We start from the raw sequence: 14046 nt of genomic DNA on the forward strand, positions 1-14046 counted from the left end.
CTCCATCACGTCATTGTGCACACGCACAGGGCTGTAGAACTACATCTCAAAATAACCCCACCGACTCTGTGATGTCAGCAACTTTCAGCACCACTCATCCGCAGACCTCTTGTGCGGATATGCACGATGACCTATTTCTTCTGCGCCTTATTCAAACGCTCGAGCATCTCGTTATATGCACGAAGTTCCGCGTCACCCGTACGAGCTTCTGACCGGTCCGCCCGCTTCGCTTCACGTTCCGACTGCTGGTTCCAGTGGATCGCAGCAATAATTGCCATGAGCAACGTTGGGATCTCACCGATTCCCCAAGCGATACCGCCACCGAGCTGCTGGTCGTCAATCGCAGAAATCCACTCTTGCCCTATGTTTCCGAACCAATCGCCTTCGATGAGTGTGGTAGCACCCATAATTGAGATACCGAAGAACGCGTGGAACGCCATGGTGATGAGCAGAACAAGGAACGAAATCGCTGGTGGATAACGCTTAGTCCCTGGGTCGATACCCACAAGAGCAGCAGAGAACAAGTAGCCGGCTGCTAAGAAGTGAATGATCATGATTTCGTGGCCCACGTGTGTTTTAAGCGCTGGCCACATGAGACCACCCCAGTAAAACACCACCAACGAACCCGCAAAGTTGATCGAAGCGACGATCGGGTGTGCCCAAAAACGCAGATAACGCGAGTGGATGAGAATCAAGATCCACTCTCGGAAACCTCGGGACCCGTCCTGCCGGGCAGGTGCTGCCCGCATAAGAAGAGTAATCGGAGCACCCAAAACCATAGGAAGCGGAACCACCATCACCAGCAACATGTGCTGGATCATGTGCCCAGAGAACAACACGCGCCCGTACACCACTGGACCACCGCACGTGACGTACACCAGAAACGCCATGCCAGTAATCCACCAGATCACCCGCATAACAGGCCATTCGCCACCCTTTTTGCGGATGGCCAGATAACCGCGAATGTACAGGTACGAGGTTCCTACGGCAACAACAATCCACAGCGGGTCCCACAGCCACTGCGTGAAGTAGTTGGCGTACGTGGGTTCAGGGGGCAGTGGTTCATAGGACAGAATTTCTGCCGGTGAAGGAGTTGGCGGCGGCTCCTGGGGAATGGGAGGTTGCGAACGAGCGAGCGCGATTCCAGCTCCAAGTGTCGCCGCTAAAAGTGCTGTTTCAACTAGTAGGAGTCGCCAGAATTCAACCCGCGCAGACATTTGATCAGCAGTGGGTGCGGCACCACGCTTTGCCCGCAATTGCGCCCGCGTATTCAGCAACTCTCCCAAACGGCCAATAACAAACTTGCGGTGCCACAGACCTATCACCGCAACAGCGATCGTGACCACTATCTTGGCGATAATAAGCATGCCGTACGGAGTCTGCCAGTCGCTCAAGGAGTGCACCCGCAACACAGCGCTCATGAAACCTGAGAAGCCAACCACCAAAACGGCAGCCAGCGCCAACTGCGAGTAACGCTCCACAATGTTGCGAAGATCAGACCTACCGATCAAACGGGGAGCCAAAAGCGCCAATACCAGGATTCCACCCACCCACATGATGACGGCAAGCAGGTGTAGTAAAAGACTGTTAACAGCCTGTGTGTGGCCGGAGGCGCCTACTGTGTGTCCCATGAGGCCTAATGGGATGAGCGGAAACAACGAAATCCCCGCGGCCCACGCAACACCAGCGAAACTACGCACCGCAAAGATCACGGTCGACGTCACCGCTGTGGACAGAATGATAGTGAGCCACAGTCGACCCGAATCCACTTGAGTCACATACTGCCCCAGCTGCGCGGAGAAGTTACCGGCGTAGGCTTGCCCACCAGCAGTGGACACATATGTGAACACCAGCACGGCGACACCGGACAATGTCCACACAACAGATGCCACTTGGGCAATCATCACCGATCCCAGCCATGCCGGGTCGAGGTCTTCTTCGCGTGTCACAGTCCCCTTGCGCTCGCGAGTGATGGCATCTGTGCGGGGGAACACCAATGAAGCCATGATGAGGCCAGCCACGGTGAGCGTCATGGAGGAGTTGAACACGAACTTGGCCACCGGCAAACCAAACCTTGCCAATGGCCCAGCGTCACCAATCAGGGTGGGCGCCCACGCGCCGGTCAGCACCATCGCGGCAGCGCCACCCACGAGCCCAAACACCACGTAAATGGGCATGACCCACGTGCGCACGCCCCTTCCCGAGGCGGTCGCGGCGTTACTCGTTTTAGTTCGGGTCGTCAGTGTTGTCATTGAGTGAGAAGTCGTTGTGTGCGTTGTCGATTGTGCGTGGTCAGGGTGTCAGGGCAACGTGTAGCTCAGGCGCCGGTCGTCCAGCGCAGGGAAGCGTTCCCTCCTGGTCGCAGTCGCCTCGAGGTCCAGGGTCGCAGTAATGATGGTCTGCGCTTCACCTGCTTCTGCGAGCGGAATTCCCGCGGCGTCCAAGATCACCGAATGCCCACCCATCTGTGTGCCACCGTGGTATCCGGCGGTGTTGACCGCGATGATGGGGAACAGGTTTTCAATGGCCCGAGCGCGCAAAAGAGCAGACCATTCGCGCACGCGGGGCGCGGGCCATGCTGCTGGGATGATGAGGCCTTCCGCACCTTGCGCGACCATTTGGCGGAAAAGTTCTGGGAACCGCAGGTCATAGCACGTCGCGAGAGCAAACCGGGCTTCCCGACCGTCGATGTTCAATGTGGGAATGACGATCTCGGTTCCCGGCTGAAGAAGTTTTGGTTCCCCGGACCCAAATCCGAATCGGTGGATTTTGCGGTATGTTGCCTCGATCTGCCCGTCGGGGTTGATAAGGACCGAGGTGTTCCACAGTCCACGTTCGTCATCAGGAAGTTCTGGGAGGGCTTTCACGTCATAGTTGACGTCTTTGAGACGTGCAAGCGCGTCAGGGCTGGCTTCAATAATGGATCCGGCGTGAACATATGCACCCACTGAACGCGCGGCGTGAGCGATCCGTTCGATCACAGGACCATTAACGGCTTGAGCTGCCCTGCCCCACCTGGAGTAGTCGAACCCAGTGGGTGCCCACAGTTCCGGAAGAACAATCAGATCAGCTTCGCGTTGAGATTCCACCGCGTGAGCGGCGCGCACAACGCGATCCTCGAGGCTTTCACTGTCCGAATAACCGAGCTGAATAGCAGAGACACGCATACGCATAAGGATACCGTGCCCAGTTTCGGCAGGGTCACAGCGTTACCACCTCGGCCGGAAAAGCAAGTTGCTCCCCACCATGAGGCGGGGAGCAACTCAACACAAAACCGTAGAGGTTTACATATCAGGGCTTGCCAGCAGCAGCCTTGAGCTTGGAGCCAGCTGACAGCTTAACGGAGTAGCCAGCTGCAATCTGGATTTCTTCACCGGTCTGTGGGTTACGACCCTTGCGAGCTGCACGTTCGGTGCGCTCAACTGAGAGCCAGCCAGGAACGGTGAGCTTTTCACCCTTGGAAACAACGTCTGCGAACGAGTCGAAAACGCCGTCCAGAACGTCCGAAACCTGCTTCTGGGTGAGACCAGTCTTTTCTGCTACTTCAGCTACGAGTTCGCTGCGGTTCTTAGCCATGTAAGTGTTCTCCTCTGATAGGACGGTTAATCGGCTTCTCCGATAGTAACGGAGTTCAGACTACCAGCTCGACTTGGTGACACCAGGGAGTTCGCCTCGGTGTGCCATTTCGCGGAAGCGAACACGGCTGAGACCAAACTTACGCAGGTAACCGCGTGGACGACCATCTACCTGGTCACGGTTACGCAGACGAACTGGGGAAGCATCACGGGGGAGCTTCTGGAGTCCCAGGCGTGCTTCTTCACGCTGTTCGTCGGTGGAGTCTGGGCTGACGAGCTGGCGCTTCAATTCTGCGCGGCGCTCCGCGTAGCGCTCGACGATTTCGAGGCGCTGCTTATTACGAGCGATCTTTGACTTCTTAGCCATGAATTAGCGCTCCTCTCGGAAATCGACGTGCTTGCGGACCACTGGGTCGTACTTCTTGATGACGAGACGGTCGGGTGTGTTGCGACGGTTCTTGCGCGTCACGTAGGTGTAACCCGTGCCAGCGGTTGACTTGAGCTTGATGATTGGGCGTACGTCCTGTGCCTTTGCCATTAGAGCTTCACTCCCTTAGCCAAGAGTTCGGCAACAACCGTGTCGATTCCGCGACGGTCGATGACTTTGATTCCGCGTGCAGACACGGTCAGCGTGACATTGCGACGCAGGGACGGTACGTAGTACTTCTTTTTCTGAATGTTCGGATCAAACCGGCGCTTGGTGCGGCGGTTCGAGTGGGACACATTGTGTCCGAAACCGGGGGTGGTCCCGGTTACCTGGCAGACAGCTGCCATGTCTCTCCTCCAGTTCACTAATTAGACATCAGGTTCACCGGGCCGAATCCTTCACGCTTAAGCATGACTATGGTTTCTTGCGGTGACGTTAATGCCCGGTGAGGGCCGTGTTTAAGCAAGTTGGATGGCTCGCTTAAAACAGATGTCACACCAGCGGGGAAAAGCTGATGGCCTGTGAGAGAGGGCCGAGCTCGTTGTTCGCAGTGTGAGCACAGTTGACCAATGGTCAACACAACAGTCATTCATATTAAGTGGAAATCCACATACACCGCAAGTTCGCACATGACAAACAGACACGCCACTCGCAGCACGCTGCCGTGGGGTTCACCCGCGACACACTTGTATTATCAACCGGTAGTTGCTCATTGCCCCGGGCCGTGCGAAGGTTAAAAGCATGCACAACGGTGACGGCTCACGGCCTCGGATCCGTCCTGCAGTCAGCAATCGTTTCGACAGCTCCTCGTATTACGAGTACCTCGAACGGCAGACAGCTCACTCGGATCCACAGGCCCAACCTGCGCAGCAAAGGCAGGTTATCCAGCCGTCCCAGAACTCAACACAGCGGCCTTCCCCGCACACTCTTCAGCAGAACCAGGCGCGCAACCAGCTACATGGCCAACCGGCCCAAGCCACGCCGCCACCGGCACCTCGGAAATCTAAAAGCTCCATGTGGCTGTCAGCTATGGCAGCGATTGCTGTTGCCGCCCTCTTAATCACAGTGGGGGTTGTTCTTCTGGGTCCCAACAAGGGCGTGGAACCCACACCGCCACAGGGAAAACCGGCAACCAAGTCAGATGACGCTCCCAGTTCGCCAGACGAGCCCGAGTCCACAAACGAACAGGCGAAGAGCGAACTCGAAACGATTGTTTCTGACAGCAAATCTGATCTCAGTGCACTGGAGGAAAAGTGGGTTGTGCAACTGTCTGCCAAACAGCCCAACGACAACGCGGGCGACGAAGAGTGGGACTACTCCAAGATACTGAAGGAGTACCAAGACAACGAAAAGACGTACGGCACACTCGCCATGCTAAAAAGTGAAGATTGGTCGTCTTTTCGCGTCAAGGATTACTGGGTGACCGTCATTCCCACCGGGTATGACTCCCCCGAACCGGCGTTGAAAAAGTGCGAAGAGTTCAAACTCGACCGCGATCACTGTTTCGCTAAGCGTTTGAGCCACACGAAGGGCCCCGACGGCTCCACCAAACTGCGCGAATAAGACCGGATACACATGTGTGGGCCACAGGAAACCATTTCCGTAGCCCACACATGTTGTTGAGGCAGTCGCCCTAACAAGAACGACCTCAGTGCGCTTTACACCAACAGAAGTGTTGGGTCTTCCATGACGCGAGCGACGTCGGCCAAGAACTTCGAAATCACTTCTCCGTCGACAACTCGGTGATCTGCGGAAACACCCAGCGTAGTGATCTCGCGTGGCACGATGTCGTCACCCACGACCCACGGACGCTTACGGACCTGACCAAACGCCAGGATCGCTGCTTCGCCCGGGTTGATGATAGGAGTTCCGGTGTCGATTCCGAACACCCCGATGTTAGTAATCGAAATGGTTCCACCCGCCTGAGCTGCCGGCGTGGTCTTCCCTGCCCGCGCGGTGCGGGTGAGTTCGCCCAGTTCGGTGGCCAGCTCGCTCAAGCCCATGGCGTGTGCGTTCTTGATGTTTGGCACAATCAGCCCACGTGGCGTGGCTGCTGCAATACCCAAGTTCACGTACTTCTTCACAACGATCGAGTCGCCGTCAAGAGCCGAGTTAATCCGCGGGTTCCGCGCAACGGCCCAGCACACGGCCTTGGACAGGATGAGCAGCGGTGAGACCTTGACGCCTTCGCCCAAGGTTTCGTTTGCCTTGAACTTCCGCACCAGGTTCATGGTTTCGGTGACATCCACGTCCACAAATTCGGTGACGTGTGGGGCGGTGAACGCGGAGTCGACCATGGCCTGAGCCATGAACTTGACGACTCCCTTGAATGGGATGCGTTCTTCCGTGCCGTCCAGGGCACCGCTTCCTACCGGGGCGGGTGTCTGGGCGTGGCTTTCCGTGGCTCCCTGCGCTGCGGTGGTCCCATGGTTGAGGACGTCTTCGCGGGTGATCTGCCCGTTAGGTCCGGTTGGAGTAACGTCCCCGAGGTCGATCCCGCGGTCTTTTGCCAGTTTGCGTACGGGCGGCTTGGCTAGTGGCTTCGATGGTGTTGAGGCGCGGGTCTCCGCAGGCGCGCTTGTGGCAGTTGCGGGCGCCTCCTGCGCTGGTGCCGGTGCTGGTTCAGCCTTCGCCGAGGTGGCCGCAGCTGGCGTTGCACCCCCCTTACGTGGGCGCCGCTTTGTGGAGCTGGCTTTAGTTCCGTACCCCACGAGGTTGGGGCCACTTTCCTCATCGCCAGCGGACTGGTTTTGTGCGGCACCTTCTGCGGTGTTAGGCGTTGCTACTCCCTGAGCGCCACCGAAACGGACGATGGGCGTACCCACCTCTACGGTTTCGCCTTCTTCCACCAGGATCGCTTCAATGGTTCCTGCCTGCGGGCTTGGGAGTTCGACGAGCGATTTAGCGGTTTCGATTTCGACCAGGATCTGGTTGACGGTCACGGTGTCGCCGGGGGCTACTTTCCACGAAACGATGTCAGCTTCAGTGAGCCCTTCTCCGACGTCGGGAAGGTTAAATTCGTTAGACATGTAGTCCTCTCAGTAGGCGAGGGCGCGGTCCACGCCATCCAGAATGCGGTCGAGGTCAGGGAGGTAGTGCTCTTCGAGCTTGGAGCCAGGGTACGGGGTGTGGAATCCGCCCACACGAATAACGGGTGCCTCCAGGTTGTAGAAGCAACGTTCGGTGATGCGTGCAGCGATTTCTGATCCCAGGCCCAGGAATACGGGAGCTTCGTGAGTGACGACCAGACGCCCGGTGCGCTTGACCGAGTCCTCGATCACTGAGAAGTCGATGGGGTTGATCCCACGAAGGTCGATGACTTCAATCGATTTACCTTCTTCTTCAGCAGCCACTGCCACGTCCATTGCGGTGGGAACCAGCGGGCCGTATGTGACCAACGTGAGGTCCGTTCCTGGACGCACAATCTGTGCACTGTACGGGTCCAGACCGCGGTTTGCTTCGTCGACCTCGCCACGCAACCAGTAGCGGCGCTTTGGTTCGAAGTACATGACAGGGTCGGGGCTGTGGATCGCTTCTTGGATCATCCAGAAAGCGTCGTGCGCGTTGGAAGGGCTCATGATCTTGAGCCCGGCGTGGTGCGCAAAAACAGCTTCTGGGCTTTCCGAGTGGTGTTCAGGGGACCCGATTCCACCGCCGTAGGGCACGCGGATGACAACAGGCAGGTTTTCTGCGCCACGGGTACGGGCGTGCATCTTTGCGAGCTGCGTGACGATCTGGTCGTACGCAGGGAAGATGAACGCGTCGAACTGGATTTCTACCACGGGGCGGAAGCCCCGCTTTGCCATCCCGATTGCCGATCCCACGATTCCGGATTCAGCCAGTGGTGCGTCGATGACGCGGTGTTCTCCGAAGTCTTTTTGCAGACCTTCAGTCACACGGAAAACTCCTCCGAGCTTTCCAATGTCTTCACCGATCAGAACAACCTTGGGGTCGTCTTCCATGGCCTTGCGCAGACCGGCGGTAATGCCTTTCGAAAGGGGCATTGTTGTCATTGTTAGTTGTCCCCTTCTACGTCTGCAAACGAGGCCAGGTATTCCTTGTAATCGCGCTGTTCTTCTTCGATCATCGGGTGTGGTTCCACGAAAACCGAGTCGAAGATTTCATCGACCGGTGGTGGTTCCATGTTGACGCACGCGCTTCGGATGCGTTCTGCCAAAGCATCGGCTTCGTCGTCGATTGCAGTAAAGAACGCCGCGTCCACGTCATTGGTGTTTTCGAGATACTTGCGCACGCGAAGAATCGGGTCTTTCGGCTTCCATGCCTCGACCTCGGCGTCGTCGCGGTACTTGGTTGGGTCATCGGCCGTGGTGTGCGCTCCCATGCGGTACGTGTATGCCTCGATAAGCATGGGGCCTTGTCCTGAACGGATGCGGTCGGCGTATGCACGGCACACGGAGTACACGGCCAAGATGTCGTTTCCGTCGACGCGCACACCTGGCACACCGAATCCTTGCCCACGGGTGTAGAGCGGCACCGAGGTCTGCACCTTGTTGGGTTCGGAGATGGCCCACTGGTTGTTCTGGACATAGAAAAGAACAGGCGAACGGAAAGCGCCAGCGAAAGTCAGCGCTTCTGAAACATCACCCTGGCTGGTGGCACCGTCACCACAGCAGGCCACTGCAATGGTGTCGCGGTCCATGTCACCGGTTCCCACCGCACCGTCGATCTGCACGCCCATCGCGTAACCGGTCGCGTGCATGACCTGTGAACCGATCACGATCGTGTACACGTTGAAGTTGTTGTCCTTGGGGTCCCAGCCGGAGTGGTTCTGTCCGCGGAAGATTCCCAGTAGCGTTTCTGGTTCGACACCTCGGCACCAGGCGACGCCGTGTTCACGGTAGGTGGGGAACACGTAGTCCTGTGGGCGCAGTGCGCGTCCCAGCCCGATCTGCGCAGCTTCCTGCCCCAAAAGTGGGGCCCACAAGCCCAGCTGGCCTTGGCGCTGGAGAGCGTTGCCTTCTGCGTCAACGCGACGGATCAGCACCATGTCGCGGTAGAAGCCTTTGAGGTCGTCAACGGTGAGTTCGTGGGCGTATGCGTCGAAATCGCTGTTAGGTACGCGAGTTCCGTCGGGCGTCAGCATCTGGACTACATCGTCCACACCCATGGTTGGATTCGACGTCGATGTCATGCCTTCTCCTTAGCGTCAGGGCTGGGCCTTGGGTTAAGTCAGCCAAACGAGGTGGACCATGCAGCTTGTGGCGCGCAAGTCCAAAGTGAGCTATTTCATAAGGTGATACATAATCTAACTGAAACTTGTGTTTCGCACCACTCTACGGACGGGTTCCTTCATATTGGTGTGACTCTGTTACAGTTCCCGCAAAAAACTCGCTTCGCTTACGTTTGAAGGCCTGCACGTCTGGGTCGTCTTCGATCCCTGAAATGGCATCCGCGTATACGTCACCGCTGTGCGCGTCTTGGGCTTGCTGGCCGTTCCCGAGGTGTGGCGAAGTGGTCACGGTTGTCCAGTTGTGCTGGTCTGGGTTCTTCCGCCCGTCGAGTTGGGGAACGAGGTCGTGGTCATGTTCGATCGACAACACTTCCACACTGTCTGGAACCCGGTAGTCAGAAACGGGCGACCCCACGGTCACAACCGTGGTGACGTTGTATTTTGCAGTAAAGCCTGGGTCATCTGCCAGTGACATGGCGACGATTCCGCCTTGCGAGTAGCCCACCATCATGACCTCGGTTGCACTGTCTACTCCGGCATCTTCAAGTGCCTGCCGAACAACCTTTCGCATGGCTGAGTCCTTACCCGCTATGGTTTCCAGGTTCGTTTGCATGTCAGTGCCATTCCCACTTCCAACTGACCAGTCCGTTGTCGCGGGCACGTACACAACCACACGTTCAACGCCGTCAGCTCCGCGGACCTTGTCGACTCGGACCTGGCCATTGTCTTTTCCCGCATGCACCGAACGTTGACTCGCGTACAGTTCGCTCAAGTTTGTGGGATGCGTCTGTAGCTCTCGTGACTCCCCCACTTTGGTCACGGTGACGCTCGAATCAAACACTCCCACCGTGTACCCCGCGTTCACCATCATTGTGGTGACCTGTTCTGAGGAATGCGGTGTGCGAAACAGATTTTGGATATTGGGAGGAAATCCCGCGAAACCTCCCACAAAACCGGGGATCACGTGCTCGATGACCCGCCGGCTCACTTCAGGGTGCGTAAATGCCTTCTGAGTGAGGTTGTCAATGCCGCGTTGCGCAATATCAAAAGCGTTTTTTGCAAGTGCTCGCGTCAAAACGAAGTCCGGACCCTCAACCCCTAGAAATCTGCGCACGAAATTCACCTGAAGATCCACCGCGAGAATCGGTAGGTACGCCGATATGACAAACGAAGGAAGTAAAACAAGAGCTCCTCGCGCTACATGCCCCGCGATGTTGCCCACGGCAGTGAGAGCGTCATCAATAATGCGCTCGCTGATCTGCTGAGCTTGTCGATACGCCCTGACACTGGCCCGTAAAGCCACTGCAGTAGCTTCCAGTCGCGTGGCGCTCGCCCCCACGAATACCGTGAATTCACCCATGTTCTGGCGCACTTCCAGCCAGGTGGGAGGAGACGCAATGACACTGACGCCCAGTCCAAGGTCCCCCTGAGACACCAGCGACCGCGTCCCTACAAGCGCTAACTCACGCGCCAAACGCTCCAGTTCGTCCGCTTTCCTCTCCATGTCGTCGAGGTGGGCGCTCACACCTCGTGCTCCGCCGCTCATCACGTGCTCGCATGATTCACGGTGTCGACGTACATCCCCACATTGCGCATGTGAGCGCGCACCGCAGCTTCAACTAAAAATTCCAGAGTTTGTGCCTCACCATTCGCTACTAAAGGAGTATCGGACCACGGGATCTTCTGTCCGGCTCGTTCCAGAACCGCCGGCCCAGGACGGATCAGACCCGTGACGTTCATATGTCCCTTAGACAGGACGATTGCAGAACACAGGTCGGGAAAGTGCTCAGCCTGAATCACGTCACCCACCACCAAACGACGTTTCTCCACACATTCGGGACAGTCACCACCGGCGTATTGGATGAGCGCTACACATATCGGGCCGGATATATACCCGCAACACCTGAAGTCATGTTCACCTGTGAACCGCACATGAGCGACGATTTCTGCTGCATTCATGACAGCCAAAAAACCGTGGACCACGTCATGGTGGAACTCGCGAGGGCCGTCACTTTCAGGGTTCTGGGGTCGCATCGACTCCGGCCAGCACTGCGTCAATTCATCTGGAAAGTCTTCTAATACATCTGTGTTTATCCCTATGATCATCTGCCCAGCACCACCTTCGACACCGCTTCAACGGCTTGTCCGTGAACCGCAAGCGCGTGACTCACTCTTTCTGCAAGGTTCGCCGCCGTGTGAAAGTCTGTTGCCCGCGCTTCGACGTCACGTTTAAACGCGTCAGCTGATACTGAATGCCACGCGACACCTTGAAGGCTGCTGGTCTGATGAGCGTGTGTGCGCAAGGTGTCTGCGATGTGCATCCATTCCTTGATCGCAGTTTCAAACGAAGTATCCATGCAAAACAGAGTCCGCTTCCACGTCCAGGAGCACCACCACACAATCACCGCTTGTGGAAAGCACGCGCCCGTCCACAGACTGAGTGCCACCCACAAGCTCACCCAGGAACGACCTCGGCGGAACAAAACCCCACCTCAACCCACCCACCCTGGCGCTCCCCCGCACACTCCACAGGCACCTGCCAGTCCAACACCGCACAGTCCACACGTCTCTGGCTACTCAAGAGCCATGAAACAATGGCGGTATGACTCGTGTGACTCTTGCAGATCTCGACCCCGCAATTGCTCTGGGCCCACTCGATGGCCGTTACCGTGGCGATGCCGCCCCACTCGTTGACTACCTTTCGGAAGCCGCTCTGAACCGCAACCGGATTCACGTGGAAGTGGAATGGTTCATTCACCTGCTCGAATCCAATGTGTTCGAAGGTGTTCGCGAACTCCATGGCGACGAAAAGCGCCAGTTGCGTGGGCTCGTCGAAACGTTCGACCACTCAACTATTTCGCAGCTGGCGGCGTTTGAAGCTGTCACCGTGCACGACGTCAAAGCCGTTGAGTATCTCATCAAGGAATCACTGTCGCAGATTGGCGCAGACGACCTGAGTGAACTCGTCCACTTCTGCTGCACATCAGAAGACATCAACAACTTGTCCTACGCCGTGGGCCTCAAGGGCGCTATCGAAGACGTGTGGTTGCCACGCGCTCGCGCGCTCATCGACGCCCTAGCTCAGATGGCTGAAGACCTGGCTGACACCCCTATGCTCAGCCACACCCACGGACAGCCTGCAACCCCATCCACCATGGGTAAAGAGTTCGCGGTGTTCGTGCACCGCTTGGCTCGTCAGTACCGTCGTATCGAAAGCACGGAGTACCTGGGCAAGATCAACGGCGCTACCGGAACCTATGCAGCTCACACGGTTGCAGCCCCAGGTGTTGACTGGCCACACGTTGCGCAGACGTTCGTGGAGAAACTGGGCCTGACGTTCAACCCGTTGACAACGCAGATCGAATCCCACGACTTCCAGGCGGAACTGTACGCTGACTTGGCACGTTTCAACCGCATCGCGCACAACCTGGCCACGGACATGTGGACCTACATTGCGATGAACTACTTCATCCAGATCCCGGTTGAGGGCGCCACTGGATCGTCCACGATGCCGCACAAGGTCAACCCCATTCGGTTTGAAAACGCGGAAGCGAATCTCGAACTCAGTTGCGCACTGCTGGACTCTTTGGGCTCCACGCTGGTCACCAGCCGTTTGCAGCGCGACCTCACCGACTCCACCACGCAGCGCAACATCGGTGTTGCGTTTGGCCACTCGGTGTTGGCGCTGAACAACCTAGTCAAGGGCTTGGGTCGCCTGGCAATCAACACCGACGCTCTCAACGCCGACCTCGACTCCAACTGGGAAGTCTTGGCTGAGCCCATCCAGTCGGTCATGCGCGCGGCGTACCTCCAGGGCGTTCCAGGCATGGACAACCCGTACGAAAAGCTCAAGGAGCTCACGCGCGGTCACCGCATCACACCAGAACAAATGCGCGAATTCATCGCGGGTCTGGGCCTTCCGGCTCACTTCGAAGAACCGCTGACACAGTTGACACCTGCCACGTACACGGGTGTGGCTGCTGATTTGGCCCGCGCCGAGGTGGCTGCCTGGCGCGCGTAACCGTCACCTTCCAGCCTGGCTAGCTTCCAGCCTCGGCGGGGCGAGCCACAGTGCTCGCCGTGGCAGAGCGCGCCCCGCCACGAGGTGCAGGGCCCGGATTATTCGGTGCTGTCGTCCGGCAGGGTGTACTCCAACACCGGCCGGCCTGCGGAACCGTATCGAGGCTGACGTTTCAGAATTTCAGCGTCGGCCATCGCTTCTAAGTACCTGCGAGCGGTGACTCGGGATACCCCCAAAAGGTCTCCCGCCTCGGCAGCCGAAAGAGCCCGCCCACCTTTCAGAGTGGCAAGAACAGCGTGCTGAATCTCGGCTGGAACCTTTTTAGCCAGACGGACCTTAGGTTCGGCTGAAAACGTGGACATGAGCGCGTCGATCTCTTGCTGCGACGCTTTTTCTGGGCAGTCTTCGAGTGAGCGTCGGTATTCGACATAGGCTGCCAGCTTGGCTTGGAACACCGGGAAAGTGAACGGTTTGACGATGTACTGGAAAACGCCCAGGCTTTTCGCGTTGTGTACCACGTTGAATTCGCGAGATGCGGTCACTGCTATCGCGTCAACGTTGACGCGGTGTGTGCGGAATGCTCGAAGTAACTGAATCCCGTGGCCATCGCCTAAGTTCATGTCCAACAGAACCAGGTCAATCGCTTGTGGATCGATCGAAGGAACCTGGCCCAGCATGACCGCCAAGGCTTGGCTCGCGTTCTTGGCGATACCCACGACATAGAAGTCGTCCAGACGGCTCACGTAGTTCGCGTGCGCACGTCCAGCGATCGCTTCGTCTTCAACGACAAGCACGCCAAACTTCTGTTCACTACTACGCGACATTGGTTCCT

General features: G+C 57.5%; 15 protein-coding genes. 2 read left to right on the forward strand and 13 right to left on the reverse strand.

The window, feature by feature from the left end; translation table 11 throughout:
- Positions 1-131: 131 nt before the first annotated feature.
- The 6 genes from QP868_RS04015 to rpmB form a co-directional block, all read right to left on the reverse strand.
- Complete coding sequence (locus QP868_RS04015; RefSeq protein ID WP_284925339.1) at positions 132-2192, reverse strand: bifunctional copper resistance protein CopD/cytochrome c oxidase assembly protein; 2061 nt, start codon at positions 2190-2192, stop codon at positions 132-134.
- 108 nt (positions 2193-2300) lie between these two features.
- Positions 2301-3167, reverse strand: a complete 867-nt coding sequence (locus tag QP868_RS04020) for a nitrilase-related carbon-nitrogen hydrolase (protein WP_284925340.1) — start codon at positions 3165-3167, stop codon at positions 2301-2303.
- Between the two features lie 124 nt (positions 3168-3291).
- On the reverse strand, positions 3292-3576 hold the full coding sequence (locus QP868_RS04025) for an HU family DNA-binding protein (protein ID WP_005882699.1): 285 nt from the start codon (positions 3574-3576) through the stop codon (positions 3292-3294).
- Positions 3577-3636: 60 nt separating this feature from the next.
- Positions 3637-3942, reverse strand: coding sequence for a 30S ribosomal protein S14 (gene rpsN / locus QP868_RS04030; protein ID WP_102239482.1), 306 nt, complete (start codon positions 3940-3942; stop codon positions 3637-3639).
- 3 nt (positions 3943-3945) lie between these two features.
- A complete protein-coding gene (rpmG, locus tag QP868_RS04035) occupies positions 3946-4113 on the reverse strand; it encodes a 50S ribosomal protein L33 (RefSeq protein WP_005882695.1) in 168 nt (55 codons plus the stop codon).
- Positions 4113-4349, reverse strand: a complete 237-nt coding sequence (gene rpmB, locus QP868_RS04040; RefSeq protein ID WP_005882693.1) for a 50S ribosomal protein L28 — start codon at positions 4347-4349, stop codon at positions 4113-4115. The genes rpmG and rpmB overlap by 1 nt, the downstream gene beginning before the upstream one ends.
- Before the next feature lie 394 nt (positions 4350-4743).
- Here rpmB and QP868_RS04045 point away from each other — a divergent pair, with 394 nt between their 5' ends.
- The gene (locus QP868_RS04045) at positions 4744-5565 is read left to right on the forward strand and encodes a hypothetical protein (RefSeq protein WP_284925341.1); all 822 of its coding nucleotides are present in this window, start codon (positions 4744-4746) and stop codon (positions 5563-5565) included.
- Positions 5566-5660: 95 nt separating this feature from the next.
- Here QP868_RS04045 and QP868_RS04050 read toward each other — a convergent pair whose 3' ends face one another.
- The 6 genes from QP868_RS04050 to QP868_RS04075 form a co-directional block, all read right to left on the reverse strand.
- Positions 5661-7031: a dihydrolipoamide acetyltransferase family protein gene (locus QP868_RS04050; protein ID WP_284925342.1), complete on the reverse strand. Its 1371-nt coding sequence runs from the start codon at positions 7029-7031 to the stop codon at positions 5661-5663.
- 9 nt (positions 7032-7040) lie between these two features.
- Positions 7041-8015, reverse strand: a complete 975-nt coding sequence (locus QP868_RS04055; RefSeq protein ID WP_284925343.1) for an alpha-ketoacid dehydrogenase subunit beta — start codon at positions 8013-8015, stop codon at positions 7041-7043.
- Between the two features lie 2 nt (positions 8016-8017).
- Complete coding sequence (gene pdhA / locus QP868_RS04060; protein ID WP_284925344.1) at positions 8018-9154, reverse strand: pyruvate dehydrogenase (acetyl-transferring) E1 component subunit alpha; 1137 nt, start codon at positions 9152-9154, stop codon at positions 8018-8020.
- Between the two features lie 142 nt (positions 9155-9296).
- Positions 9297-10739 (reverse strand): lipase family protein, encoded by a 1443-nt coding sequence (locus QP868_RS04065; protein ID WP_284925345.1) that lies wholly within the window; start codon positions 10737-10739, stop codon positions 9297-9299.
- Positions 10739-11299, reverse strand: coding sequence for a hypothetical protein (locus tag QP868_RS04070; protein ID WP_284925346.1), 561 nt, complete (start codon positions 11297-11299; stop codon positions 10739-10741). The genes QP868_RS04065 and QP868_RS04070 overlap by 1 nt, the downstream gene beginning before the upstream one ends.
- Positions 11296-11550, reverse strand: coding sequence for a hypothetical protein (locus tag QP868_RS04075; protein ID WP_284925347.1), 255 nt, complete (start codon positions 11548-11550; stop codon positions 11296-11298). The genes QP868_RS04070 and QP868_RS04075 overlap by 4 nt, the downstream gene beginning before the upstream one ends.
- Before the next feature lie 245 nt (positions 11551-11795).
- Between QP868_RS04075 and purB the strand changes: the two genes are divergently transcribed.
- Complete coding sequence (purB, locus tag QP868_RS04080; RefSeq protein ID WP_284925348.1) at positions 11796-13214, forward strand: adenylosuccinate lyase; 1419 nt, start codon at positions 11796-11798, stop codon at positions 13212-13214.
- Between the two features lie 98 nt (positions 13215-13312).
- On the opposite strand, the gene QP868_RS04085 is transcribed toward purB, so the two are convergent.
- Positions 13313-14038 carry a response regulator gene (locus tag QP868_RS04085; RefSeq protein WP_284925349.1) on the reverse strand — a complete coding sequence of 242 codons (726 nt, stop codon included), beginning with the start codon at positions 14036-14038 and terminating at the stop codon, positions 13313-13315.
- Between the last annotated feature and the right edge of the window lie 8 nt (positions 14039-14046).

The sequence above is a fragment of the Brevibacterium sp. UMB1308A genome (assembly GCF_030230605.1).
Taxonomy (GTDB): Bacteria; Actinomycetota; Actinomycetes; order Actinomycetales; family Brevibacteriaceae; genus Brevibacterium.

Coding starts and splice junctions, on each gene's coding strand:
- QP868_RS04020 (WP_284925340.1), bottom strand. CDS start 3,167: ATGCGTGTCTCTGCTATTCAGCTCGGTTATTCGGACAGTGAAAGCCTC.
- QP868_RS04025 (WP_005882699.1), bottom strand. CDS start 3,576: ATGGCTAAGAACCGCAGCGAACTCGTAGCTGAAGTAGCAGAAAAGACT.
- rpsN (WP_102239482.1), bottom strand. CDS start 3,942: ATGGCTAAGAAGTCAAAGATCGCTCGTAATAAGCAGCGCCTCGAAATC.
- rpmG (WP_005882695.1), bottom strand. CDS start 4,113: ATGGCAAAGGCACAGGACGTACGCCCAATCATCAAGCTCAAGTCAACC.
- rpmB (WP_005882693.1), bottom strand. CDS start 4,349: ATGGCAGCTGTCTGCCAGGTAACCGGGACCACCCCCGGTTTCGGACAC.
- QP868_RS04045 (WP_284925341.1), top strand. CDS start 4,744: ATGCACAACGGTGACGGCTCACGGCCTCGGATCCGTCCTGCAGTCAGC.
- QP868_RS04050 (WP_284925342.1), bottom strand. CDS start 7,031: ATGTCTAACGAATTTAACCTTCCCGACGTCGGAGAAGGGCTCACTGAA.
- QP868_RS04055 (WP_284925343.1), bottom strand. CDS start 8,015: ATGACAACAATGCCCCTTTCGAAAGGCATTACCGCCGGTCTGCGCAAG.
- pdhA (WP_284925344.1), bottom strand. CDS start 9,154: ATGACATCGACGTCGAATCCAACCATGGGTGTGGACGATGTAGTCCAG.
- QP868_RS04065 (WP_284925345.1), bottom strand. CDS start 10,739: ATGAGCGGCGGAGCACGAGGTGTGAGCGCCCACCTCGACGACATGGAG.
- QP868_RS04070 (WP_284925346.1), bottom strand. CDS start 11,299: ATGATCATAGGGATAAACACAGATGTATTAGAAGACTTTCCAGATGAA.
- QP868_RS04075 (WP_284925347.1), bottom strand. CDS start 11,550: ATGGATACTTCGTTTGAAACTGCGATCAAGGAATGGATGCACATCGCA.
- purB (WP_284925348.1), top strand. CDS start 11,796: ATGACTCGTGTGACTCTTGCAGATCTCGACCCCGCAATTGCTCTGGGC.
- QP868_RS04085 (WP_284925349.1), bottom strand. CDS start 14,038: ATGTCGCGTAGTAGTGAACAGAAGTTTGGCGTGCTTGTCGTTGAAGAC.